We start from the raw sequence: 24,740 nt of genomic DNA on the forward strand, positions 1-24,740 counted from the left end.
CATGAATAATCCAGTAATTGTAGATTGTATCCGCACACCAATGGGTCGCTCTAAAAGTGGTGTATTCAAACATAAACGTGCTGAAGACTTAAGCGCACATTTAATGAAAGGCTTACTTGATCGCAACCCAGCAGTTGATCCAGCATCAATTGACGATATTTATTGGGGTTGTGTACAGCAAACATTAGAGCAAGGCTTTAACGTAGCACGTAACGCAGCATTACTTGCCGGTATCCCACACAGCGTACCTGCTGTAACGGTTAACCGTTTATGTGGATCGTCAATGCAAGCATTGCATGACGCTGCACGCGCAATAATGACAGGCGCTGGCGACACTTACCTAATTGGTGGTGTTGAGCACATGGGTCACGTACCTATGACTCACGGCAACGACTTTCACCCTGGCCTTGCAACAACGATTGCACAAGCATCGGGCTCAATGGGTTTAACAGCAGAATACCTTGCAACACTTCATGGCATTAGCCGTGAGCAACAAGATGAATTTGCTTATCGCTCACATCAACGTGCACAAGCTGCAACTGTTGAAGGCCGTTTTCGTCGCGAAATTTTAGCAATGGAAGGTCACGCAGCAGATGGTTCGCTTATATTAGTTGAAGACGACGAAGTAATTCGCCCAGAAACAACAGTAGAAGGCCTATCAAAACTTCGCCCTGTATTTAATCCTGCATCGGGTACGGTAACAGCCGGTACGTCTTCTGCACTTTCTGACGGCGCATCTGCAATGTTAGTAATGAGCGAAGAGAAAGCAAAAGAACTTGGCTTACCAATTCGTGCGCGTATTAAAGCAATGGCAGTCGCTGGTTGCGATCCATCAATTATGGGTTACGGCCCAGTACCAGCAAGTAAAAAAGCACTTGCTCAAGCCGGTATTACAATTGATGACCTAGGCGTAGTAGAACTTAACGAAGCCTTTGCAGCACAATCATTACCTGTAATGAAAGATTTAGGGTTAATGGATGTTGTTGACGAAAAAGTGAATTTAAATGGCGGCGCAATCGCACTTGGTCACCCTCTGGGTTGTTCGGGTTCGCGTATTAGCACATCGCTTATTCACTTAATGGAAGACAAAAATGTACGATACGGTTTAGCAACTATGTGTATTGGTTTAGGCCAAGGCATTGCAACTGTATTTGAACGTGTTCAAGACTAATTAGTTTTAAACATGTAAAACCATCTTGGTGATTAAAAAGGCGGACTGATTTTATTCAGTTCGCCTTTTTTATTAGCTTTAATTTAGTAAAAATTATCAGCTATAACACCAGTATGTAGTACTACGGAATTATGTGATCGGGCGTATTATTAAATAACGTATTTTGAAGCAATAAAGTTTCAAATAAAATGAACATATTAAGATAAGTAAAATAGTTAAATTACACTTAAAATTGCGTTAAACTCCCAAACTTATTAATTGCTATACCTAAGCACTCGCGTACGCAGCAATCACTTTAATTAAACAGGTCAATTTATTATGAGCTTTGATAATCCCGATCACCAATTAGATGCCATAGGCCTTCGCTGCCCAGAGCCAGTAATGATGGTACGTGCTGCTATTCGTAAAATGAGTGATGGTGAAACGTTATTAATAACTGCTGATGACCCGTCAACAACTCGCGACATTCCGAGTTTTTGTACGTTTATGGATCACACGCTGGTGGCTAAAGATGCAGAAGAAGCACCGTATAGATATGTGGTTAAGAAAGGGCTTTAAAATAACGTAGGTTGGGTTGAGTTTTACGAAACCCAACATATTTAATAATCACCAAAATAGTTTTATTCGCCACACATGTTGGGTTTCGCTTCACTCTACCCAACCTACGAAATCCCCTTGGTGTTAATGCTGAATAAACACTACAACGTCCTTGTCACAAATCCATTAATTCACTCGGGCTGCTTTAAAAATACAGCTATCACTTCTTCGTTATCGTCACTTGTGGCTTGTCGTAGTCACTGTAATCAATACTTACTATGTATGTGCCTTTTATTGCTGGTGTGAAACTAAAGTAGTTATAAATAGTATTACAGTCTGCGATAGCTGGTTGGCCGAGTGTTAGGCTTTGCCCTGCTGGTTGTGCGTCGCTGTAACCACAGTTGTAACCTTCACTAAAATCGACATCGGCTATTTTAAATTCGTACACTTTACCAGGCGTCGAAAATTTCACTTCTGCTTGATAAAGCGCAGGGCCAACTGGTGCAAACTGATACTGGGGTTCTGCATCCCACAGTGTAAAGTCGCCACGTAAGTAAATTGTGCGGTCAAGCTCTTGCTGTGGTAATACATCGTTAATCGAAATTTGGCTTGTACAGGCAGTAAGTAAACCAGCAATTGCTAAGGTTAAAATTCGTTTCATAGAAATCATCAATGGGGTTTCCTTTGCATACAGTGAAAACTAAAAAGCCAGCAAAACGCTGGCTTTTAAAATTGCTAATCGGTGTTATTTTTGTAAAACAGAAATATCTGCAATACCTAAAAACAATCCGCTTAACTGGCTTAGCAGCGCAAGACGATTTTGCTTAACAGCTTCATCGTCGGCCATAACCATTACGTTGTCAAAAAAGTTATCAACACTTTCGCGAATACCTGCCAATTGGCTTAATGCTTCTTGGTAGTTTCCATCTGCGTAAAGTGGTGCAAGGTCAGTGGCAAATTTTGCTACTTGTGATGCTAATACTTTTTCAGCGTCGTCGCTTAATAAGCTCTCATCAACACTACCTTGGCTGGTAATGTCGTTTTTAGCCAGAATATTACCTACACGCTTATTAGCTGCTGCAAGCGCTTCTGCTGCGTCTAATGTACGGAAGTGGCTTACGGCTTTAACACGGCGATCAAAATCAACAGGTTTAGTCGGACGACGTGCAAGCACTGCTTGAATTACGTCTACTTCAATACCTTCGTCTTGATACCAAGCACGGAAGCGCCCTAGCATAAATTCAAATACGTCAGTTGATACATTTAAGTTAGTTAACTTGTCGCCAAACAATGTTTGCGATTTAGCTACTAGGTCTAAAATATCAAGTGGTAGTTCTTTTTCTACCATAATGCGAAGTGCACCAATAGCAGCACGACGAAGAGCAAATGGGTCTTTGTCACCTTTAGGTGCTTGGCCTATACCAAAAATACCCACCAGCGTATCAAACTTATCAGCAATCGCTACTGCGCAGCTAATTAAATTTGTAGGTAAGTTGTCGCCTGCAAAGCGTGGCATGTACTGCTCGTTTTGCGCTACGGCTACATCTTCGGCTTCACCATCGTGGCGAGCGTAATGCATTCCCATTACACCTTGCACGTCGGTAAATTCCATTACCATTTCAGTCATTAGGTCAGTTTTACTTAATAAGCCTGCACGCTGCGCTAACACTTTATCAGCACCTAATTGCTCAGCAATATAACCTGCAAGCTCACTAATGCGCTCAGACTTATCTTTAAGCGTACCAAGTTGCTTTTGGAACAATACGCTATCAAGCGATTCTAATCGGCTTTCTAGAGTTTTCTTTTTATCTGTTTCAAAGAAGAACTGTGCATCGGCTAAACGCGGGCGCACTACTTTTTCATTACCAGAAATAACCACACTTGGATCTTTACTCTCGATGTTAGATACAAACAAAAATTTATTTAAAAGTTTGCCGTTTTGATCTAATAACGGAAAGTATTTTTGATCGTCTTTCATGGTGTAAATTAACGCTTCGGCTGGTACATCTAAAAATGCTTCTTCAAATGTTGCCGTTAAAGTAACTGGCCACTCTACAAGTGATGTTACTTCTTCTAGTAAATCTTCATCCATTGCAACAACAGCATTAACTGCTTTTGCAGCCTCTTCTATTTGCGTACGAATTTGTGCTTTACGTTGTTCGTAATCGGCAATAACGTAAGCAGATTTAAGTACGTCAAAAACGTCGTCCGCATGGTTTATGCTAATTTTTTCTGGGTGGTGAAAGCGATGACCCTGAAGCTGGTTAGTTATTTTCTTACCAAGGATCTCACCTTCAAGTAACTCATCACCAAACAAAATAGTTACCGTATGCACAGGACGAATAAATTGTGTTTTATTCGCGCCCCAACGCATTGGTTTAGGAATTGGTAATTTAGCCAACGCTTTAGTAATTGCACCTGTCATTAGCGTTTTAGTTTCTTGCCCTGCAACTTTAGCAATGTGCAATAACCATGCGCCTTTGTCTGTTTCGAGTGTTTGTGCGTCTTTTACTTCAATACCACAACCACGTGCCCAACCCATTGCTGCTTTTGTTGGGTTACCGTCACCGTCAAATGCGGCTTTAGTTGCTGGGCCGCGTTTTTCAACTTCTTTGTCTTGTTGCTTAGCTTCAAGCGCTTTTACTTGTAAACCTAAACGACGAGGCGATGCATACCAGCTTACACCTTGATGTGCTAACTCTAGTGTTTCTAGCTCTGCAGTTAAGTTTGCAGCAAAAGCTTCTGCTAATTTACGCAGTGCTTTTGGTGGCAACTCTTCTGTGCCAATTTCTACTAATAAATTTTGTGCTGACATACTTACTTATCCTTACACAGCGGGAAACCAAGCGCTTCGCGTTTGTCATAGTAACTTTGTGCACACGCTTTTGATAATGCACGAACGCGTAAAATATAACGTTGACGTTCAGTTACCGAAATTGCGTGGCGTGCGTCTAGTAAGTTAAATGCGTGCGATGCTTTCATTACTTGCTCGTAAGCCGGTAGTGGTAAGTTTGCTTCAATTAACTTTTGGCTCTCTGCTTCACATTTATCAAACTGAGCAAATAAGTCTTCTACGTTTGCGTGTTCAAAATTGTAAGTAGACTGCTCTACTTCATTTTGATGGAACACGTCGCCGTAGGTTACGCGCCCTAGTGGACCGTCTGCCCATACTAAGTCGTAAATACTATCTACGCCTTGAATGTACATTGCTAAACGCTCTAGGCCGTAAGTGATCTCACCCGTTACTGGTGAACACTCAATACCACCAACTTGTTGGAAGTAGGTAAACTGCGTTACTTCCATGCCGTTTAACCAAATTTCCCAACCTAGGCCCCAAGCACCTAACGTAGGTGATTCCCAGTTGTCTTCTACAAAGCGAACTTCGTGAGTTAGTGTATCGATACCCATAGCCGCTAAAGAGCCTAAATAAAGCTCTTGGATGTTATCTGGCGATGGCTTTAAAACTACCTGAAATTGGTAGTAGTGTTGTAAGCGATTTGGATTTTCACCGTAGCGACCATCGGTAGGACGACGACACGGTTGCACGTATGCACTCGCCATTGGCTCTGGACCAATAGACTTTAAAAAAGTTTGCGGGTGAAATGTCCCTGCGCCCACTTCCATATCAAGTGGTTGAATAATGACACAGCCTTGCTGCGCCCAATAATCCTGTAAAGCCAGGATCAAACCTTGAAAGGTTTTTACGTCATATTTTTGCATATTTGGCTTTTTACTATCTAAGAAGTAGCGTGAAAATTACCCTTAGTATACCGTGTGTACACTCAGGTTTTAAGCAGTTTGTGTAATTGAAGAAAATAAAAAAGGAGCCATTAGGCTCCTTTTTCTATGTAAGCAATATTTTTTACACGTCTAAGTTAACTACACGTAGTGCGTTCTTTTCAATAAACTCACGACGAGGCTCTACTTGGTCACCCATTAAGGTCGCAAATAATTGATCCGCGCCAACAGCATCTTCGATCGTTACTTGTAACATACGACGAGCACTAGGATCCATTGTGGTCTCCCAAAGCTGGCTTGGGTTCATTTCGCCCAGTCCTTTATAGCGTTGAATATAGATCCCTCGCTTCGATTCTGTGATCAACCATTCCAAAGCATCCACAAAGTTATCAACAGGTTTTGTTTTCTCACCACGTTGAATATATGCACCTTCGCTAAGGATGTTTGCGATGTTAGTACCAGTCACAGCAATGCGTTGGTAGTCACGTGACGCAATAAAGTCATAATGAAGTACGTGTGCTTTATCTACACCGTGCTGACGAATATTCACAACCGGGTAATACATATTACGCTCAGCATCATGCTCTGTACCAGCATGGAAAATAGTCGCATCTTCATCACGTGCAATTAGGTCGTCAACCAACACTTTAGTCCAAGCAATTACTTTAGCTTCATCTGAAAGGTCATCAGTTTTCAATTCTGTCTGATAAATTAAGCGTTCCATTACCGTGTTAGGGTATTTACGCTTTAAACGCTCAATTACTTTAACTGTGTTTTGATAATCGTGAACGATTTCTTCTAGTGCTTCACCTTCAAGAGCAGGTGCATCTGTACTTGCATACAACGCTGCACCATTAAGAGCAAGCGATGTTAGGTATTCAACTAATGCAGGGTCATCTTTAATATAACGCTCTTGCTTACCTTTTTTCACTTTATAAAGTGGTGGTTGAGCAATGTAAATATAGCCGCGTTCTACAATTTCAGGCATTTGGCGATAGAAGAATGTTAATAGTAACGTACGAATGTGAGAACCATCCACGTCCGCATCGGTCATGATGATGATACGGTGGTAACGTAATTTCTCAGGGTTATATTCGTCACGACCAATACCACATCCTAATGCAGTAATTAGTGTTGCTACTTCTTGCGAAGATAACATTTTATCAAAACGTGCTTTTTCTACGTTTAAGATTTTACCTTTAAGCGGAAGAATAGCTTGGTTTTTACGGTTACGTCCCTGCTTGGCTGATCCGCCAGCAGAGTCCCCTTCCACTATATATAGTTCAGATTGGGCAGGATCTTTTTCTTGGCAATCAGCTAGCTTACCAGGTAAGCCTGCTAAGTCCATTGCACCTTTACGACGTGTCATTTCACGGGCTTTACGCGCCGCTTCACGAGCACGTGAGGCATCAATAATCTTACCTACAACAATTTTGGCATCAGTTGGGTTTTCTAATAAAAACTCAGTAAATTTTTCAGCCATTGCTTGTTCAACTGCAGACTTAACTTCACTTGAAACGAGCTTGTCTTTAGTTTGCGATGAGAACTTAGGATCAGGAACTTTAACACTAACAACAGCCGTTAAGCCTTCACGGGCATCATCACCGGTAGCATTGCTGGTTGTTTTAGCTTTTTTGTTAAAGCCTTCTTTTTCCATGTAGTTATTAAGTGTACGTGTTAGCGCTGATCTAAAACCGGCTAAGTGAGTACCACCATCACGTTGTGGAATATTATTTGTGAAACAGTAAATATTTTCTTGGTATGCATCATTCCACTGCATTGATACTTCAACGCTAATACCATCTTCTTCACGTTCGTGAGTAAAATGGAATACACCTTTATGTATAGGTGTTTTATTACGGTTTAAGTATTCAACGAAAGCTTGAATACCGCCTTCGTATTTAAAGTGGTCAGATTTATTTTCTTCACGTTCATCATTTAAAATGATGCTCACACCTGAATTTAGGAATGAAAGCTCGCGTAAACGCTTAGCTAAAATTTCGTAATGAAAATCTAAGTTTGTGAATGTTTCACCACTTGGCCAAAAACGCAGTTCTGTACCAGTCGTGTCTGATTCACCAATAACAGCTAAAGGAGCATCTGGAACACCCATAGTGTAAAACTGCTCATGAAGTTTACCTTCACGGCGAACTGTAAGTTTTAGCTTTTCTGAAAGTGCATTTACAACAGAAACACCAACACCGTGTAAGCCACCAGATACTTTATAAGAGTTATCATCAAACTTACCACCGGCATGAAGTACCGTCATAATAACTTCGGCTGCTGATACGCCTTCTTCTTCATGGATAGAAGTTGGAATACCACGACCGTTATCTCGTACTGAGACAGAACCGTCTAAGTGAATCGTTACATAAATATCATCACAATGACCTGCTAAGGCTTCATCGATCGAGTTATCAACGACCTCAAACACCATGTGGTGTAAGCCTGTGCCATCATCGGTGTCCCCAATATACATTCCAGGACGCTTTCTTACTGCGTCTAATCCTTTAAGTACTTTAATACTCGACGAGTCATAATTCTCAGACATGGTTAATCCCACTTATCTTGTTATTAGGTTGCCATGTTTCACGTGGAACATTTGTAGTTCTCGTTGCATGGGTTCCACCACAGCAGAAATACTTTCAGACAAAATTGAAGAGATAAAAATTTGAGAACTGCAGTGAGCAAGTAATTGTCCCACTTTCTCTTTTGTATCTTCGCCTAACTCTGAAGGTAGATCATCTATTAGCAATATAGATTGCTTATCTGTCTCTGACTCAATTAAGCTATTTTGCGTAACTTTTAACGCATACAATAGTAACTTTAATTGACCGCGTGAGAATGTATTCTCCACACTGTTGCCAGCGACACTAAAACTAAAATCGGCCTTATGAGGGCCTTTACTTGTAAATCCTTGGCGAGCATCTCGCTCAAAGTTTTGCTCTAACGCATCTGCAAGAGATTCGGTCTCTTTCCAGCCTGCGTTAAAGGTCATTTCTAAATCACGTACAAGCGTTAATTCTGCACACATTTTATCAAAAAACTGCTGCTTAAACCTACTTATATACGCCAATCTTAATTTATTTATTTCTTCAGCCAGTCTAACAAATTCTTTGTCCCAAAACTTAATTTGGTCAAAATAATTCTTGGGCTTAGTTTTTAACAATGCATTACGTTGTTTAAGTACTTTATTGAACGATTGCCATAAAAAAAAGAACTCATGTTCCACGTGGAACAAACCTAAATCTAAAAACTTTCTGCGCTCTTTAGGCCCACCAAAAAATAAAGAATAACTCTCTGGTGTAATAATTTGCACTGGCATGAGTTGAGCTAGTTCGGATATTTTACGGCTCGCCTTACCTTGAATTTTTAAATTAGTTTCACCCGTTTGGGTTTTACTAATACCAATTGGAATAGATAAGTCGTGTATTGTTTTGCGCCCGTGAATTACAAACTGCTCTTGCTGATGCGCGATAATACTTTTGTGTTTTGGAGTACGAAAAGATTTGCCGTGAGAAAGGTAATAGATAGCCTCTAAAAGGCTGGTTTTTCCGCTGCCATTTTCACCATATATTATATTAACGCCGTTAACTGGTTCTAGCGTCAGCGCCTCAATATTACGAAAATATTTGAGGCTCAAATGACTTAAGCTCATTATGTATTTATAGTCTTATAAACGCATAGGCATAACAACGTACATTGCTTCTTCATCGCCTGCACCTTCAATTAATGCACTGCTGTTTGAGTCGGCTAATGTAAATAGTACGTCTTCTGTTTTTAATGTGTTTAGTACGTCTAATACGTAAGACACGTTAAACCCTATTTCTAGGTCGGCACCTTCGTAACTTACTTCAACAACTTCTTCAGCTTGTTCTTGCTCTGGATTGTTGGCCGTAATTTTTAATAAACCATTTGATAAGTTTAAGCGTACACCACGAAACTTTTCATTAGATAAAATGGACACTCGTTGGAACGCATTACGTAACCATTCTCGGTTAGCTGTAATTACTTTGTCGCCACCACGTGGTAATACACGACGGTAATCTGGAAAACGCCCATCAACCAGTTTACTTGTAAATGTAAACTCAATATCAATAATACGGATATGGTTAGCACCAAACTGAATTGTTACCAATTCATCGTCAGCTACCATAAGGCGCATAATTTCTTGCACACCTTTGCGAGGTATAATTAGCTGGCGCTGCGTATTAAGCGATTGCGTTAATTGCTTTTGCGCTATAGCTAAACGGTGACCATCTGTTGCTACTGTTTTTATGTCGGTATTATCTACTTCAAACGACATACCATTTAAGTAATAACGTACGTCTTGATTTGCCATCGAAAAATGCGTGCTTTCGAGTAACTTACGAAGCTCTAAACGAGTTAGTTGAAATTCAACCTCTCCGTCCCACTCTTCTAAGTTAGGAAAATCATCAGCCGATAAAGTCGTTAATGAAAAACGGCTTTTACCACTGGTCAAAAGTAATTGATGCTCTTGCAAGCTTAAAGTAATGTCTGAACCATCTGGTAGACTTTTACAAATATCGAGTAACTTTTTAGCGGGTAACGTTAGTTTTGTATCGGCAATATCATCACCTACAAATACGCCAGAAACTAGTTCAATTTCAAGGTCAGTACCCGTCATTGAAAGTTGTCCGTTTTCTACCACTAACAAAACGTTAGATAAAATTGGCAACGTGTGTTTGCGCTCTATTGCGCCCGACACTTGCACCAATGGCTTTAAAAATTGTTGTCTTGATATTGTTATTTGCATAATAAAGTCAGCCCTAAGATGACAATGTTCTTATTAAGTTTTGGTAATCTTCTTTAATTTCGTGGCTTTCATCACGTAGTGATTTTATCTTACGACATGCATGTAATACGGTCGTATGATCGCGCCCACCAAATGCGTCACCAATCTCAGGTAAGCTGTGATTAGTTAATTCTTTAGACAATGCCATAGCTACCTGGCGTGGCCTCGCTATAGAGCGGCTGCGGCGCTTAGATAACAGGTCTGATATACGAATTCGATAGTACTCAGCAACAGTGCGCTGAATATTGTCTATGGTAACCAGTTTATCTTGCAAGGCAAGTAAATCGCGTAGCGCTTCTTTTACAAAATCAATTGAAATTGGACGACCAGTAAAGTTCGCATTAGCGATTACACGGTTAAGTGCACCCTCTAGTTCACGAACATTTGAACGTAATTTTTTGGCAATAAAAAAAGCAACTTCGTGTGGTAAGTTAATCTTACTTTGCTGGGCTTTTTTCATTAAAATAGCAACGCGTGTTTCAAGCTCTGGTGGCTCAATCGCAATTGTTAATCCCCAACCAAAACGTGATTTTAGCCTGTCTTCAACACCTTCAATCTCTTTAGGGTAACGGTCAGAGGTTAAAATAATTTGTTGGTTGCCTTCAAGCAATGCATTAAAGGTATGAAAAAATTCTTCTTGTGAACGCTCTTTGTTAGCAAAAAATTGAATATCATCAATCATTAATGCATCAACACTACGGTAATAACGCTTAAATTCTTCTATCGCATTATTTTGAAGTGCCTTTACCATGTCTTGAACAAAGCGTTCTGAATGCATGTAAACAATTTTAGCATCTGGCTTATTTGCCATAATGCCATTACCTACTGCATGTAATAAGTGAGTTTTACCTAAACCAGTGCCACCGTATATAAATACAGGGTTAAAAGCAGAGCCAGGATTGTCGGCAACCTGTGTGGCCGCAGCTTTTGCTAGTTGGTTTGATTTACCTTCAACAAAGCTATCAAAAGTATAGTTTTCTTTAATGTTAGATTTGTAACCTGACTTAGGTGCAGGTTCAACAACTGGCTTTTGCTCGCGAGGCTGTTGTTTTGCTGAAGCGTGTGCACTTGGTGCCGATTGAGTTTCTATAACCGGTGCAGCTTGTGCATTTAATAAAGGTTTACTACCTACATCAAAACGTAGTTTTGGTGCTTCAACACCACAAATCTCTACTAGTAATTCGTTAATTCTATTTAGGTACTTTTCTCTCACCCAATCAAGCACAAAGCGATTAGGTGCATAAATCGTCAAGGTATCTTCGGTACTTTCTGCTTGTAGCGGTCTTACCCACATACTGAATTGCTGCGAAGGCAGCTCATCTTGCAATACATATAAACAACTTTGCCAAACCGACAGATACACAGTTAAACTCCCAGAGATATAATTTTTATTCCCGCACATCATTAATGATTATAAATCATACATTTATTGCGTTCAAATGGTCCAATAAGCGACCCAAGACCGCGTATTATGAAGACACTTTATCCACAAGTAAAAGATTGATTTTTATAAAATTGTTGATATCGATGTATAAAATCATTAACAAGCTGATTTAAAACAGTTTTTATTTTAGATCCTGAGAGGAGATCATAACAAAATAACACCAAGATCGCGAACCAAATTTACGATCCAATTTACTTTTCCCCCGCTTTTATTCACTTTTTATACAGGGGCTGTGGAAAACTTCTTATTTATGATGATCCTAACAGATCGCCTTATATGATCTCTTATATAGTAGTAGGTGGGTTATATACCCTTAACGTAATTATGATTGACTTTACATTACTTACTCTATAATATCTCGCGCTCGCAATGGCACCTATGCCAGGATCGCGACCTGTATAGGATGTTTTAACTTTAACCGATCGGATGAGATTGTTATGAAAAGAACTTTTCAACCTAGCGTTTTAAAACGCAAACGTGCACACGGCTTCCGTGCTCGCATGGCAACTGTAAATGGCCGTAAAGTATTAGCACGTCGCCGCGCTAAAGGCCGCAAAGTTCTTTCTGCTTAATTTATAAGTGGAAGACTTTAGCTTTGGCAGGGAGTTACGTCTGTTAACTCCCTCGCATTACTCTCGCATATTTAATGAACCCGCTCGGGCTGCAACTCCTTTCTTTACTCTATTAGCTAAACCAAATGACCAAGAAAAACCTCGGTTAGGTCTTACTGTTGCTAAAAAACGTGTAAAAAAGGCATGCCAACGAAACCGTATTAAACGTCTCGCTCGCGAAAGTTTTCGTTTAAATCAACACAGCATCGATAATATTGATATTGTGCTTATGGTTAAAAATGGTATTGATGAGCAGTCTAATGAAGAAATAACCAAACAACTTACTAAATTATGGCGAAAAATTAACGAACGCTGTAAACCAGGTGCACCTAAACCGCCACCTTTTAAGAAACGCCCAAACAAATCAGCTAAATCTAATAAACAAACCTAATTGCAATAGAATTGCAGGGTTAATTAATGTATCTTTAGCTCACCTTTTAATCATGCATTTAAATTTTCTAATTGAGTCTTTAAATACATGATATCTATCTCACTAAACTTAAGTAGGGGCATAAACATCATGAGGTTAATTAAACCACTTGTTGCTTTTCCTAAGATTTGTTTAGTGTTATTTATCCGCGGTTATCAAAAGTGGATTAGCCCGCTGTTAGGTCCGCATTGTCGTTTTAATCCAAGCTGCTCACATTATGCAATTCAAGCAATTAATTTGCATGGATTTATAAAAGGTAGTTGGTTAGCTTTAAAACGCATATTAAAATGCCATCCTTTACATTCAGGCGGAAACGACCCCGTTCCTGAAAAATTAACCCATATTAACCACCAACACGAGAAATAAGAGCTGTTATGGAATCGCAACGCACGTTTTTATTAATTGGCCTAATGCTAGTGTCGTTTTTATTGTTCCAAGAATGGGATAATGATTACAACAAGCCTAAAGTCGATCCAAGTGCCACAACACAAACACTACAAGCAAATTCACCAGAGTCGGATGATTATATTCCTTCATCGTCAGATTCAGAGTTACCTGCTTCAGCAACTTTAGCTAAGCGTTCAGTTATTGAAATTACAACTGACGTTTTTAAAGTTAAAATTGACACCAAAGGCGGTGACATTGTTGAAACAGACCTTCTTCAATACGAAGAGACAAAAGGCAGTGAAACGCCTTATATGCTTCTTGGTCAGCTTGATGGTGGCAAACAATACTTTTCACAAAGTGGCTTAATTGGCTTAAATGGCCCTGACGCATCAGCTAACGGTCGCCCTACTTACAATACCGAACAAAAGTCATATACCTTAACGGGTGATGAGCTTCGCGTTCCACTTCAGTTTACTGATAGTAATGGTGTTAGTTTTACTAAAACGTATGTATTCAAAAAAGGTCAGTATGACGTAGGCTTAGAATACAAAATTAACAACACTACCAGCGCACCTCTTCAAGTACAGCTATACACGCAAATTAAGCGTACCGTACAAGAAAAAGGTAGCATGGTTGATCAAAACTATTTAGGTGCTGCATACGGTACTGATGAAGAAAAATACGAAAAGTATAGTTTTTCAGATATGGCTGATAAAAACCTAAATAAAAGCACACAAGGTGGTTACGTTGCCTTTATTCAACATTACTTTGTAAGTGCTTGGGTTCCAATGCAGGATCAATCAAATACACTTTATAGCTTAATTACAAAAAGTAATGCCGCTATTATTGGTGCTAAAGATCCCGCTGTAAATATTCAAGCTGGTAGTGAGCAAACATTAACTGCTACTTATTATATGGGCCCGAAAGAGTCAGATATTCTTGAAGCGATTCACCCAGACCTAGACCTAACCGTAGATTACGGTTGGTTATTTTTTATCTCGCAACCTTTATTTGTATTGCTAAAATGGCTACACAGCATTTTAGGTAACTGGGGTGTAGCAATTATTGCCATCACTATTATCGTTAAATCGTTAATGTACCCACTTACTAAAGCGCAATACACTTCAATGGCAAAAATGCGTGCCCTACAGCCTAAAATGGCAGCCCTTAAAGAAAAGTTTGGTGATGACCGTCAAAAGTTCGGCCAAGCAACTATGGAAATGTACAAAAAAGAAAAAGTTAACCCAATGGGTGGCTGTTTCCCTATTTTGCTACAAATGCCAATTTTCTTAGCCTTGTTCTACGTATTCTTAGAGTCTACTGAACTTCGCCATGCTGAATTCATTTTTTGGTTAACTGACCTTTCTGCGAAAGACCCGTACTACGTCTTGCCAATATTATTTGGTGCGAGTATGTTTGTAACGCAAAAGCTACAACCTATGACGGTTACTGATCCAATGCAGCAAAAAATGATGACCTTTATGCCGGTTATCTTCTCTGTATTCTTCTTATGGTTCCCATCTGGTTTAGTTCTTTACTGGTTAGTGTCTAACCTTATTTCTATTGTCCAGATGTTAATCATCTACCGTGGCATGGAAAAGAAAGGAATTAAAGTAAGAGGCTAACTAAGCTCCTACTTATATAAAGGCGACTTCGGTCGCCTTTTTTATTGCCTGTTTTTCACCACAGCTATTCGCTACAAATAAATCGATAGGTTACAATACGGGCATAAAGTTACTCATCGTTGGCAAATTAATAGCATGATCAATCAAGATACAATTGCAGCACAAGCAACAGCACCTGGACGTGGTGGTGTTGGTATTATTCGCGTTTCAGGTAGCCTTGCTAAAAGTGTCGCCGAAAAAGTAGTAGGTAAAATACCTAAAGTTCGCTACGCCGATTATGTGCCATTTAAAAGCCTTGCTGGCGAGCAACTTGATCAAGGTATTGCCATTTACTTTGCAGGTCCTAACTCATTTACTGGTGAAGACGTACTTGAATTGCAAGGCCACGGCGGTCCTGTAGTACTGGATATGTTACTTAAAGAAATTAGTAAAATAGAGGGCGTTCGTTTAGCAAAGCCTGGTGAGTTCTCAGAGCGCGCATTTATGAATGACAAGCTTGATTTAACACAAGCAGAAGCTATCGCCGACTTAATTAATGCTACGAGCGAGCAAGCCGCTAAAAGTGCCCTACAGTCTCTCCAAGGTGAATTTTCTAAGCACATAGAAACACTCGTAGAAAAAGTAATTCACTTACGTATGTATGTAGAAGCGGCAATAGATTTTCCTGATGAAGAAATTGATTTTTTATCAGATGGTAAAGTGTCAGGCGACTTAGACGCGATTATTACTCAGCTTAACACTGTAACCAACCAAGCCAAGCAAGGCAGCATCATGCGCGAAGGTATGCGTGTTGTTATTGCAGGTCGCCCTAATGCGGGTAAATCAAGCCTGCTTAACGCTCTAGCCGGTCGTGAAGCCGCAATCGTAACAGAAATAGCCGGTACCACTCGCGACGTACTAAGAGAGCATATACATATAGATGGTATGCCACTGCATATTATAGATACCGCAGGCCTTCGTGAAAGCCCAGACAGAGTAGAACAAATAGGTATTGAGCGTGCATGGGATGAAATAAACCAAGCCGACCGCGTTTTATTTATGCTTGATGGCACTGACACTATAGATACTGACCCGCACAAAATTTGGCCTGAATTTATGGCAAAATTACCAGAAGGTATGGGGGTTACGGTCATCAGAAATAAAGCTGATTTATCGGGCGACATAGTCGGAATGGAGCAAGAGCAACAATACCCGGTCATCAGCTTAAGTGCTAAAAATGCTGACGGTATTGAACTTGTTCGCGAGCATTTAAAAGCTTGTATAGGTTTTCAAGGCGCAACAGAAGGTGGCTTTATGGCACGCCGTCGTCATTTGGATGCACTAGAAAGTGCTGCGTATCATTTAGAAACGGGTAAAACGCAGTTAGAAATGCACATTGCTGGTGAAATACTCGCTGAAGAACTGCGTTTAACACAACAGCATTTAAATGAAATTACAGGTGAATTTACCTCAGACGACTTACTTGGCAAAATATTTAGCTCGTTTTGTATTGGTAAATAAACACCCTATTACAGATATATTTTTATTATAAGAGCACTTAGGTGCTCTTTTTTTATGTAAAATATTCTGCTGTAAAATATGTATTTATACACCTGATGCCTGCAAATTACTGCCAATAAAATCATATCCAAAACTACCTTTGTTACGTGCTAAGAGAGGTCAGATTATATAAAGTAGGCAATACTGAGAGTGCTTATTGGGGGAATTAATAGCACAAATTACACCTATTATTAAGGCTAAAACCGATGCCTTTTCAAACAACCGCACGCTTTAATAGCATTATATGTCATACAAAAAGTAGTTATAAATGGCTTCCTTATACTTACTTTAGCTCACAAAAATGCACTAAAACACACCTCATACACGCAAAAAATAATGCTATTCGCTCAATTAAAGAGCTAAAAAACACTGATTAGTACTCTAAAAAGCTTACTTTTGACAACATATAATTTGATAATCACCGTGATTTTTAAATAAAATAACTCAACTGTTAAGTATTCAACACTTTTGATCTGCTAACTCCACCAGCAAAATTAATAAAAATAGCAGCTCTAAATTCGCATAAAATTAAAAATACCGAGATCACTTATCCACAATACCTAATTTTCAGCTCAAATAAATACCAAAACGAGGTAAATCAGTCGCAAAAACCTCATGATCAATTGTAATTTATCTATTTATGAACTTATTTTTAATTAATTTCATTAGATCTGCTTTATTAGATCATTTTTAAAAATTATTTTCGATCTAAATTTAAGGTTATCAACAGGCTTTATATCCACATTATGATCAACATGTATTTTTAATTGAGATATTTACAATTTAATTTTTTACTGATAAGTAATATCAATAACTTAGCGAATATAAAACAACCTAAAAAAACAGTTTAAGCAGAGCTTCCCCCACTGTTATCAACAACTTGATCAGAAGATTACATTTAAAGATAATTTGTTAAACACTATATTATCAACAACTTAAAGACACAATTTTGAATGAGTGTAAAATTACCGCAAAAATAGTTATACAAAAAAGCACTCTTAACTTTACTGTTATCCTCACTCAGTTATCATAGGCGGCAATTATAACCAATGTGATCACTAATATTCATGAGTTCAGTAAATCTTATTGTCGGCAGCCAAATGGGATCAGCCGAGTATGTTGCAGAGCAATTAAGCGACGCGCTTAATAACCTTGGTATTACTACGCAACTACATGATCAACCTGAATTTAGCGATATTGATCAGCAAAATACCATTTGGTTAATCTGCACATCAACTTATGGTGCAGGTGATTACCCTGAAAACCTTATTAGTTTTGTTGAAGATGTAACTCAAGCAGATGATTTATCTGAATTAAAATATTCAGTAATCGCTTTAGGCGACACTAGTTATGACACTTATAACCTAGCAGGACGTAATATAGATGCCTTATTAACTCAAAAAGGCGCTATAAAAGTAGCAGAACGTTTAGAGCTTAATATTCTCGATGAAGCACTACCAGAAGACACTGCATTAACGTGGTTAGACTCTTGGATAGCTCAAACAGGCATAAAATAGATAGATCAAGTAAAAAGTTATATATAAAGTTACCCACAATTTACTAATAATTTAATAGGTTTTGTGGATAAAGATTGAATAAACTGCGTTTTAAAGCATGCTTATCCATTGGATAAGATCCAACTGATTCAACCCTGTGCATAAAGTGCCTTTTTGATCAGAGCTTATTTGCTGGATGATCCGATCATATTAACACCTTTAGATCTGATCTAATTTCATGTTTTAAATGAAGATCTAAACCTTATCAACAGAAAAGTCGATCAGTAGTAGTAATAGTAATAAAAGATCTCTTTAAAAGATCCTTTATATTATTAGAGATCACATACTTAGATCTTGCCCTTTGTTTAATCATTTATCTTCTGCCAATTTCTAGGTAGAATACGCTCCCTTTTGAAGTTTACCGGTTTGATTTAAGTAGGATCCCATTAATGATTTTTCACGAAAATTTTGACGTTATCGTAGTAGGTGGTGGACATGCTGGCACTGAAGCCGCATTAGCAGCTGCCCGTATGGGGATGAATACCCTGCTACTGACTCACAATATGGATACCCTTGGTCAAATGTCTTGCAACCCAGCAATTGGTGGGATTGGCAAAGGTCATTTGGTAAAAGAGATCGACGCTCTTGGTGGTGCAATGGCACAGGCCATTGATAAAGGCGGGATCCAATTTCGTACACTAAATTCTTCAAAAGGACCTGCTGTTCGTGCTACTCGAGCACAAGCAGATCGCGCTTTGTACAAAGCGGCTATTCAAACAACATTACAAAACCAAGATAACCTTAAGATTTTTCAACAATCATGTGATGATCTTATTGTTGAAAACGATCGTGTTACTGGCGTAGTAACTCAAATGGGTTTACGTTTTAGTGCACCAAGTGTTGTTTTAACCGTGGGTACTTTTTTAGGCGGCTTAATTCATATTGGTTTAGAAAATTATAAAGGCGGTCGTGCAGGCGATCCTCCTTCAATCGCTTTAGCTGATCGTTTACGTGAACATCCATTTAGAGTTGATCGTTTAAAAACGGGTACTCCACCACGTATTGATGCACGTACTGTTGATTTTACTAAAATGGAAGCACAACCAGGTGATACACCTACCCCTGTATTTTCATTTATGGGTAAGCAAGCTGATCACCCACAACAAATACCGTGTTACATCACTTACACAAACGAAAAAACACATGATGTTATTCGTAAAAACTTACATCGCTCACCTATGTACTCAGGTGTTATTGAAGGTATTGGTCCACGATACTGCCCTTCAATTGAAGATAAAATTGTTCGTTTTGCAGATAAAGATAAACATCAAATATTTGTTGAGCCTGAAGGTTTAACATCATACGAATTATACCCAAATGGTATTTCGACTAGTTTACCGTTTGATGTACAACTTGAAATTGTGCAATCGATTACAGGTTTTGAAAATGCACATATTTGTCGACCTGGTTACGCAATTGAATATGATTACTTTGATCCACGTGATTTAAAACAATCTTTAGAAACTAAATTTATTGAAGGTTTATTTTTTGCGGGTCAAATTAACGGTACTACCGGCTATGAAGAAGCGGGTGCACAAGGCTTAATTGCAGGTATGAATGCTGCACTAAAAGTACAAGGCAAAGATTCTTGGACACCACGTCGTGATGAAGCTTACGTTGGTGTATTAATCGACGACTTAGCAACACTGGGTACAAAAGAACCATACCGCATGTTTACCAGTCGTGCCGAATACCGTTTATTACTTCGTGAAGATAATGCTGATATTCGTTTAACTGAAAAAGGCCGTGAACTAGGTTTAGTTAATGACGAACGCTGGCAGGCATTTAACGAAAAAATGGAAGTAATCGAAAAAGAGAAGCAACGCATTAAAGATACGTGGATTCATAAAGATCACGCCGTTGTAGAACAAGTAAATGCATTACTGAAAACACCGCTTACACGTGAAGCAAGTTTAGAAGAATTACTTCGTCGCCCAGAGATTCGTTATAACGATCTTATGGCTATAGAAGGATTAGGATCTGAATTTACAAACAAAGCGGCACTTGAACAAGTTGAGATCCATACTAAGTACGCAGGTTATATTGCGCGTCAACAAGATGAGATCAACAAACAGCTTCGTCATGAGCAAACAATTTTACCAAAAGAGTTTGATTATAAAACCGTATCTGGTTTGTCAAATGAGGTAGTTGCCAAGCTTATTGAGTCGCGTCCTGACACTATTGGTCAAGCATCGCGTATTTCTGGTATCACCCCAGCGGCGATTTCGCTATTATTAGTGTATCTGAAGAAGCAAGGCTTATTACGCAAATCCGCGTAACGGTAAGGGTACATAGTGTTACAGCAACAATTAACTACATTGTTAGCGCAAACTGATATTGCGCTAACAGAAAAACAACAGCAACAGCTAGTTCGTTACGTCGAGTTATTGAATAAGTGGAATAAGGCTTATAACTTAACCTCAGTACGCTTACCTGAAGAAATGATGATTAAGCATATAATGGATAGCTTAGTTGTTGCGCCTCACTTACCCGGTCATCATTATATTGATGTTGGAACGGGTCCTGGATTACCGGGTATCGTATTAGCAATTGCATTACCTAATACACATTTTGTGTTATTAGATAGCTTAGGTAAACGTGTACGATTTTTAATGCATGTTAAACATGAGCTTGGTCTTGATAATGTAACCCCGGTTCAGTCAAGAGTTGAAGAATATCAACCAAGTGTTAAATTAGACGGCGTACTAAGTCGTGCTTTTGCTTCATTACAAGATATGGTTGACTGGTGTTCGCACTTAATCGATCATTCGGGTAAATTTATAGCACTTAAAGGCGTGTTCCCTAGCGAAGAGCTAGAGTCACTACCTGCAGGCGTTAAGTTTGAGCAAAAAATTGCATTAGAAGTACCTAATTTAGATGCACAACGACATTTAATTATTCTTTCTAAAGACTAGGGATCAGAGACACAGTGGCAAAAGTCATCGCATTAGCAAATCAAAAAGGTGGAGTGGGTAAAACTACAACCGCTGTTAACCTCGCTGCGTCTATGGCTGCAACGAAACGTAAAGTGCTGTTAATTGATCTCGATCCGCAAGGTAATGCGACTATGGGTAGTGGCGTAGATAAGTATGGCGACGTGCCAACTATTTACGACCTACTTATTGAAGATAAACCTATAGAAGACGTTATCATTAAAGAAACGTCTGGCGAATACCATATGATTGCTGCAAACGGTGATGTAACCGCTGCAGAAGTTAAATTGATGGAATTATTTGCCCGTGAAGTGCGTTTACGTAATGCACTTGAAAAAATTCAGGACCAGTACGAATTTATTTTTATCGACTGTCCACCCTCTCTAAATATGTTAACTGTTAATGCAATGGCCGCAGCTGATTCTATTTTAGTGCCAATGCAGTGTGAGTATTATGCACTTGAAGGGTTAACCGCATTAATGGATACGATTACGCAGCTTGCTAAGTTAGTGAATCCTAGCTTACAAATTGAAGGCATACTTCGTACTATGTACGACCCGCGTAACCGTTTGGCAAATGATGTATCAGAACAATTAAAACAACATTTTGGCGATAAAGTATACCGTACGGTGATCCCGCGTAATGTTCGTTTAGCTGAAGCACCTAGTTTTGGTACTCCTGCTATGTACTATGACCGGGCATCAAGTGGCGCTAAAGCATATTTAGCACTCGCTGGTGAAATGTTACGCAGAAAAGAAAAAACAGCGTCCGTTGTCGCCTAACTTTGAGGTAAAAAAATAACATGTCTGCTAAAAAACGAGGTTTAGGCCGAGGACTCGATGCACTTTTAAGTTCGTCAAAGCCTGCACCAAGCCCAAGCAAGGAACAAGACACATCAAATGTTTCTGAGGCTGTGCAAAATGCCGCGGCTAATAATAGTGAATTACAAAAACTCCCAATAGAGTTTTTACACTCTGGTAAATACCAACCTCGTAAAGACATGTCTGAAGAGGCGCTAGAAGAGCTTGCTAGTTCTATTCGCTCACAAGGTATTATTCAACCCATTGTTGTGCGCCCTATTGCACATAATAGCTTTGAAATTATAGCGGGTGAGCGTCGTTGGCGCGCAGCGCAAATAGCTAAGCTTGAAACAGTACCTTGTATTATTAAAGATGTACCTGATGAAGCAGCTGTTGCGATTGCACTGATAGAAAATATTCAGCGTGAAGATTTAAATGCCATGGAAGAAGCAGTTGCACTTAATCGTTTGCTAATAGAATTTGAATTAACACATCAGCAAGTAGCAGATGCGGTGGGTAAATCACGTACGACTGTAACTAACCTACTTCGTTTAAATAACTTAAATAGTGATGTAAAAATTCTGTTAGAACATGGCGATATTGAAATGGGCCATGCTCGTTGCCTGTTAGCCCTTGAAGGTGAAGCGCAGTCAGATGCTGCTCGTTTAGCTGTAGCTAAAGCATTAACAGTTCGAGAAACTGAAAAGCTCGTACGCTCAATTTTAGAACCTTTACCTGCTAAAGAAATAACCGAAAAAGATCCAGATGTTAAGCAGTTAGAACAACAACTCGCTGAAAATATAGGTGCTAAAGTAGAGATTAACTACAATAAAAAAGGCAAAGGTAAACTGGTTATTTCGTATACTAACCTAGATGAACTTGACGGCATTTTAAATCGTATCAATCACGACAATACCCACCATTAGTTTTCTACATGTCTAAAAAGGGACATTTGTAGCTATTTCGTGTTACAAAGCATCTACTCAAGTTGCAAAACTGGCAGGATTAAGTATAATTTCGCCAGTTTTCACACCCTAACAATTAGAACGCAATAAAGGTTAACTAAACGTGACTGATAAGTTAGCGAGTCCATATCGACTTGCCGTATTAAAGTTAATTTGCCTTCAGGGTGTTGTAGCATTAGTTGCTGCTGTAATTATTTTTTTTAGTTCGGGAGTCAATGCCTCGCTTTCATCACTCGCTGGTGGAACTGTAGCAGTACTTCCGCACTTTGTATTTGCACTTTATGCATTCAGATATATGGGTGCAAGTCGAGCAAATCAAGCGTATGCCTCGTTGAAACGCGGCAACGGATTAAAGTTTATGCTAACAATTGTATTGTTTGCGCTAGTACTGAAGCATTTTCCGGTAATTTTATTACCCTTTTTTAGTACTTATATACTGGCGCTCTTTACTGGATTGTTCGCACCCGTTTTTTTTAAACATTAACTTTTGGGATATAACATGGCAGCAGAAGAAGTTACTCTATCTGGCCATATCCAGCACCATTTGACCAATGCTAAGATGTGTTCGACCGATACAGGTCTCGCCTTCAATAAAGCATGTACGGACAGTGGATTCTGGACATGGCATATAGATACCCTTGCATGGTCTATCGGTTTAGGTCTTATATTTTTATGGATCTTTCGTAGTGCCGCTAAAAAATCAACACTAGGTGTACCTGGAAAATTTCAGTGTTTTATTGAAATAATCGTAGAATTTGTTGGTGACAACGTACGCGATACTTTCCATGGTAAAAGCAAGCTTATTGCACCATTAGCCTTAACGATTTTCGTTTGGGTGTTCTTAATGAACTTAATGGATTTAATACCAGTTGATTTCCTTCCAGCATTTGCAGGTTTCGTTGGTGAGACTGCATTTGGTATGGATTCACACGATGTGTACATGAAAATTGTACCAACGACTGACATTAATATGACTTCAGCGCTAGCGCTGGGTGTATTTATACTAATGGTTGGCTTTTCAATCAAAATAAAAGGTATTGGCGGGTTTATTAAAGAGTTAACGCTTCATCCGTTCAACTCAAATAACGTGTTCGTTCAAATTATTTTGATACCATTTAACTTATTACTTGAACTGATTGCACTCGTTTCTAAACCGTTTTCATTAGCACTACGTTTGTTTGGTAACTTATATGCTGGTGAGTTGATTTTCATCTTGATCGGCGCTATCGGTTTTATGCAACTACCGTTGCACTTTGTTTGGGCAGTATTCCATATTCTAGTTATTACATTACAAGCATTCTTATTCATGATGCTTACGATTGTATACCTAAGCATGGCAAGTTCAGATAATCACTAATTTTTAGATTTACAATTTTACTTTTACTTTTAACTTTACAATTGAAACTTTGGAGAAATAAATGGAAGCTTTAGAATTATTAACAGGCTTAAAATACATCGCAGTAGCTTTACTAATCGGTTTCGGTGCAATCGGCACAGCAATCGGTTTTGGTAACATGGGCGGTAAATTCCTTGAAGCATGTGCGCGTCAACCTGAGCTTGCACCTTCGCTACAAGTTAAGATGTTTATTCTTGCTGGTCTAATCGATGCTGTAGCAATGATTGGTGTTGGTATCGCTATGGTATTGTTGTTCGTACTTTAATTTTATTCTTTGAACAGCTTACTATTTAAGGAGGAGCGGTTGTGAATTTAAACGCCACTCTTATCGGTGAATTGATTGCGTTTACGGTGTTCGTATTATTTTGTATGAAATACGTATGGCCACCACTAAACGGTGCAATTGAAGCTCGCCAGAAAAAAATCGAAGATGGTTTAGCTGCCTCTGATAGAGCCGAAAAAGACTTAGAACTTGCGCAAAAGAAAGCTGCTGAACAGCTTAAAGATGCAAAAGCTCAAGCGGCTGATATCATTGATCAAGCTAAAAAGCGTGCAGTGCTAATTGTTGACGAAGAAACACTTCGTGGTCAACAAGAGCGTGAAAGTATCATTGCTCAAGGGCACTCTGAAGTTGAGTCTGAACGTAATCGCATAACAGAAGAACTACGTAAGCAAGTAGCAACTCTGGCAGTGATTGGCGCAGAACGTATTTTAGAGCGTGAAATTAATCAAGCCGCACATAGTGACATCGTTGAAAAACTTGTCGCTGAGCTGTAATTAGGAGGGTATGAG

Annotated in this window: 23 protein-coding genes; 16 read left to right on the forward strand and 7 right to left on the reverse strand. The window is 39.1% G+C overall.

Annotated elements, in window-relative coordinates:
- Nucleotide 1 precedes the first annotated feature (1 nt).
- Entirely contained in the window at nt 2-1,171 is a 1,170-nt protein-coding gene (fadA, locus tag I6E82_RS19115) for an acetyl-CoA C-acyltransferase FadA (protein ID WP_007584192.1), read from the forward strand.
- Nucleotides 1,172-1,489: 318 nt separating this feature from the next.
- Entirely contained in the window at nt 1,490-1,729 is a 240-nt protein-coding gene (gene tusA / locus I6E82_RS19120) for a sulfurtransferase TusA (RefSeq protein ID WP_007377644.1), read from the forward strand.
- Between the two features lie 199 nt (nt 1,730-1,928).
- Here the strand turns inward: tusA and I6E82_RS19125 are convergent, their stop codons facing one another.
- From I6E82_RS19125 to dnaA, 7 genes are all read right to left on the reverse strand, one after another.
- The gene (locus I6E82_RS19125) at nt 1,929-2,378 is read right to left on the reverse strand and encodes a hypothetical protein (protein ID WP_101163031.1); all 450 of its coding nucleotides are present in this window, start codon (nt 2,376-2,378) and stop codon (nt 1,929-1,931) included.
- Between the two features lie 75 nt (nt 2,379-2,453).
- Complete coding sequence (gene glyS, locus I6E82_RS19130; protein WP_165736327.1) at nt 2,454-4,523, reverse strand: glycine--tRNA ligase subunit beta; 2,070 nt, start codon at nt 4,521-4,523, stop codon at nt 2,454-2,456.
- 2 nt (nt 4,524-4,525) lie between these two features.
- Nucleotides 4,526-5,428, reverse strand: coding sequence for a glycine--tRNA ligase subunit alpha (gene glyQ, locus I6E82_RS19135; RefSeq protein WP_007584197.1), 903 nt, complete (start codon nt 5,426-5,428; stop codon nt 4,526-4,528).
- A gap of 142 nt (nt 5,429-5,570) precedes the next feature.
- The gene (gene gyrB, locus I6E82_RS19140) at nt 5,571-7,997 is read right to left on the reverse strand and encodes a DNA topoisomerase (ATP-hydrolyzing) subunit B (RefSeq protein WP_008172005.1); all 2,427 of its coding nucleotides are present in this window, start codon (nt 7,995-7,997) and stop codon (nt 5,571-5,573) included.
- 12 nt (nt 7,998-8,009) lie between these two features.
- Complete coding sequence (gene recF, locus I6E82_RS19145) at nt 8,010-9,104, reverse strand: DNA replication/repair protein RecF (RefSeq protein ID WP_008138030.1); 1,095 nt, start codon at nt 9,102-9,104, stop codon at nt 8,010-8,012.
- A 15-nt stretch (nt 9,105-9,119) separates the two neighbouring features.
- On the reverse strand, nt 9,120-10,223 hold the full coding sequence (gene dnaN, locus I6E82_RS19150; protein ID WP_010555149.1) for a DNA polymerase III subunit beta: 1,104 nt from the start codon (nt 10,221-10,223) through the stop codon (nt 9,120-9,122).
- A gap of 13 nt (nt 10,224-10,236) precedes the next feature.
- Entirely contained in the window at nt 10,237-11,625 is a 1,389-nt protein-coding gene (dnaA, locus tag I6E82_RS19155; protein ID WP_010555148.1) for a chromosomal replication initiator protein DnaA, read from the reverse strand.
- Nucleotides 11,626-12,143: 518 nt separating this feature from the next.
- On the opposite strand from dnaA, the gene rpmH reads away from it, so the two are divergent.
- The 14 genes from rpmH (at nt 12,144) to atpF (ending at nt 24,725) form a co-directional block, all read left to right on the forward strand.
- Complete coding sequence (gene rpmH, locus I6E82_RS19160; protein ID WP_004335215.1) at nt 12,144-12,278, forward strand: 50S ribosomal protein L34; 135 nt, start codon at nt 12,144-12,146, stop codon at nt 12,276-12,278.
- Between the two features lie 7 nt (nt 12,279-12,285).
- Nucleotides 12,286-12,708: a ribonuclease P protein component gene (gene rnpA, locus I6E82_RS19165; RefSeq protein WP_007584204.1), complete on the forward strand. Its 423-nt coding sequence runs from the start codon at nt 12,286-12,288 to the stop codon at nt 12,706-12,708.
- 129 nt (nt 12,709-12,837) lie between these two features.
- Entirely contained in the window at nt 12,838-13,113 is a 276-nt protein-coding gene (gene yidD / locus I6E82_RS19170; RefSeq protein WP_182696213.1) for a membrane protein insertion efficiency factor YidD, read from the forward strand.
- Between the two features lie 8 nt (nt 13,114-13,121).
- A complete protein-coding gene (gene yidC, locus I6E82_RS19175; RefSeq protein WP_024592270.1) occupies nt 13,122-14,759 on the forward strand; it encodes a membrane protein insertase YidC in 1,638 nt (545 codons plus the stop codon).
- Between the two features lie 135 nt (nt 14,760-14,894).
- Complete coding sequence (gene mnmE, locus I6E82_RS19180; protein WP_165729271.1) at nt 14,895-16,259, forward strand: tRNA uridine-5-carboxymethylaminomethyl(34) synthesis GTPase MnmE; 1,365 nt, start codon at nt 14,895-14,897, stop codon at nt 16,257-16,259.
- Nucleotides 16,260-17,365: 1,106 nt separating this feature from the next.
- Nucleotides 17,366-17,815 carry an FMN-binding protein MioC gene (gene mioC, locus I6E82_RS19185; RefSeq protein ID WP_024591277.1) on the forward strand — a complete coding sequence of 150 codons (450 nt, stop codon included), beginning with the start codon at nt 17,366-17,368 and terminating at the stop codon, nt 17,813-17,815.
- Nucleotides 17,816-18,243: 428 nt separating this feature from the next.
- Complete coding sequence (mnmG, locus tag I6E82_RS19190; protein ID WP_197118496.1) at nt 18,244-20,133, forward strand: tRNA uridine-5-carboxymethylaminomethyl(34) synthesis enzyme MnmG; 1,890 nt, start codon at nt 18,244-18,246, stop codon at nt 20,131-20,133.
- Between the two features lie 15 nt (nt 20,134-20,148).
- The gene (gene rsmG, locus I6E82_RS19195) at nt 20,149-20,769 is read left to right on the forward strand and encodes a 16S rRNA (guanine(527)-N(7))-methyltransferase RsmG (protein ID WP_007585988.1); all 621 of its coding nucleotides are present in this window, start codon (nt 20,149-20,151) and stop codon (nt 20,767-20,769) included.
- Between the two features lie 14 nt (nt 20,770-20,783).
- Nucleotides 20,784-21,569 carry a ParA family protein gene (locus I6E82_RS19200; protein ID WP_004335235.1) on the forward strand — a complete coding sequence of 262 codons (786 nt, stop codon included), beginning with the start codon at nt 20,784-20,786 and terminating at the stop codon, nt 21,567-21,569.
- Between the two features lie 20 nt (nt 21,570-21,589).
- Nucleotides 21,590-22,513, forward strand: a complete 924-nt coding sequence (locus I6E82_RS19205; RefSeq protein WP_197113439.1) for a ParB/RepB/Spo0J family partition protein — start codon at nt 21,590-21,592, stop codon at nt 22,511-22,513.
- A 142-nt stretch (nt 22,514-22,655) separates the two neighbouring features.
- Nucleotides 22,656-23,036, forward strand: coding sequence for an ATP synthase subunit I (locus I6E82_RS19210; RefSeq protein ID WP_197118497.1), 381 nt, complete (start codon nt 22,656-22,658; stop codon nt 23,034-23,036).
- 15 nt (nt 23,037-23,051) lie between these two features.
- On the forward strand, nt 23,052-23,909 hold the full coding sequence (gene atpB, locus I6E82_RS19215) for a F0F1 ATP synthase subunit A (protein ID WP_024592268.1): 858 nt from the start codon (nt 23,052-23,054) through the stop codon (nt 23,907-23,909).
- 61 nt (nt 23,910-23,970) lie between these two features.
- Nucleotides 23,971-24,213 (forward strand): F0F1 ATP synthase subunit C, encoded by a 243-nt coding sequence (gene atpE / locus I6E82_RS19220; RefSeq protein ID WP_007585980.1) that lies wholly within the window; start codon nt 23,971-23,973, stop codon nt 24,211-24,213.
- A 41-nt stretch (nt 24,214-24,254) separates the two neighbouring features.
- Entirely contained in the window at nt 24,255-24,725 is a 471-nt protein-coding gene (gene atpF / locus I6E82_RS19225) for a F0F1 ATP synthase subunit B (protein ID WP_004335264.1), read from the forward strand.
- The last annotated feature ends 15 nt before the right edge of the window (nt 24,726-24,740 follow it).

This window comes from Pseudoalteromonas sp. NZS11, assembly GCF_015864765.1.
Classification (GTDB): domain Bacteria; phylum Pseudomonadota; class Gammaproteobacteria; order Enterobacterales; family Alteromonadaceae; genus Pseudoalteromonas; species Pseudoalteromonas arctica.

Excerpts from the sequence above, each read along its gene's own strand:
- fadA (WP_007584192.1), top strand. The coding sequence starts at position 2 with ATGAATAATCCAGTAATTGTAGATTGTATCCGCACACCAATGGGTCGC.
- tusA (WP_007377644.1), top strand. The coding sequence starts at position 1,490 with ATGAGCTTTGATAATCCCGATCACCAATTAGATGCCATAGGCCTTCGC.
- I6E82_RS19125 (WP_101163031.1), bottom strand. The coding sequence starts at position 2,378 with ATGATTTCTATGAAACGAATTTTAACCTTAGCAATTGCTGGTTTACTT.
- glyS (WP_165736327.1), bottom strand. The coding sequence starts at position 4,523 with ATGTCAGCACAAAATTTATTAGTAGAAATTGGCACAGAAGAGTTGCCA.
- glyQ (WP_007584197.1), bottom strand. The coding sequence starts at position 5,428 with ATGCAAAAATATGACGTAAAAACCTTTCAAGGTTTGATCCTGGCTTTA.
- gyrB (WP_008172005.1), bottom strand. The coding sequence starts at position 7,997 with ATGTCTGAGAATTATGACTCGTCGAGTATTAAAGTACTTAAAGGATTA.
- recF (WP_008138030.1), bottom strand. The coding sequence starts at position 9,104 with ATGAGCTTAAGTCATTTGAGCCTCAAATATTTTCGTAATATTGAGGCG.
- dnaN (WP_010555149.1), bottom strand. The coding sequence starts at position 10,223 with ATGCAAATAACAATATCAAGACAACAATTTTTAAAGCCATTGGTGCAA.
- rpmH (WP_004335215.1), top strand. The coding sequence starts at position 12,144 with ATGAAAAGAACTTTTCAACCTAGCGTTTTAAAACGCAAACGTGCACAC.
- yidD (WP_182696213.1), top strand. The coding sequence starts at position 12,838 with ATGAGGTTAATTAAACCACTTGTTGCTTTTCCTAAGATTTGTTTAGTG.
- yidC (WP_024592270.1), top strand. The coding sequence starts at position 13,122 with ATGGAATCGCAACGCACGTTTTTATTAATTGGCCTAATGCTAGTGTCG.
- mnmE (WP_165729271.1), top strand. The coding sequence starts at position 14,895 with ATGATCAATCAAGATACAATTGCAGCACAAGCAACAGCACCTGGACGT.
- mioC (WP_024591277.1), top strand. The coding sequence starts at position 17,366 with ATGAGTTCAGTAAATCTTATTGTCGGCAGCCAAATGGGATCAGCCGAG.
- mnmG (WP_197118496.1), top strand. The coding sequence starts at position 18,244 with ATGATTTTTCACGAAAATTTTGACGTTATCGTAGTAGGTGGTGGACAT.
- I6E82_RS19205 (WP_197113439.1), top strand. The coding sequence starts at position 21,590 with ATGTCTGCTAAAAAACGAGGTTTAGGCCGAGGACTCGATGCACTTTTA.
- atpB (WP_024592268.1), top strand. The coding sequence starts at position 23,052 with ATGGCAGCAGAAGAAGTTACTCTATCTGGCCATATCCAGCACCATTTG.
- atpE (WP_007585980.1), top strand. The coding sequence starts at position 23,971 with ATGGAAGCTTTAGAATTATTAACAGGCTTAAAATACATCGCAGTAGCT.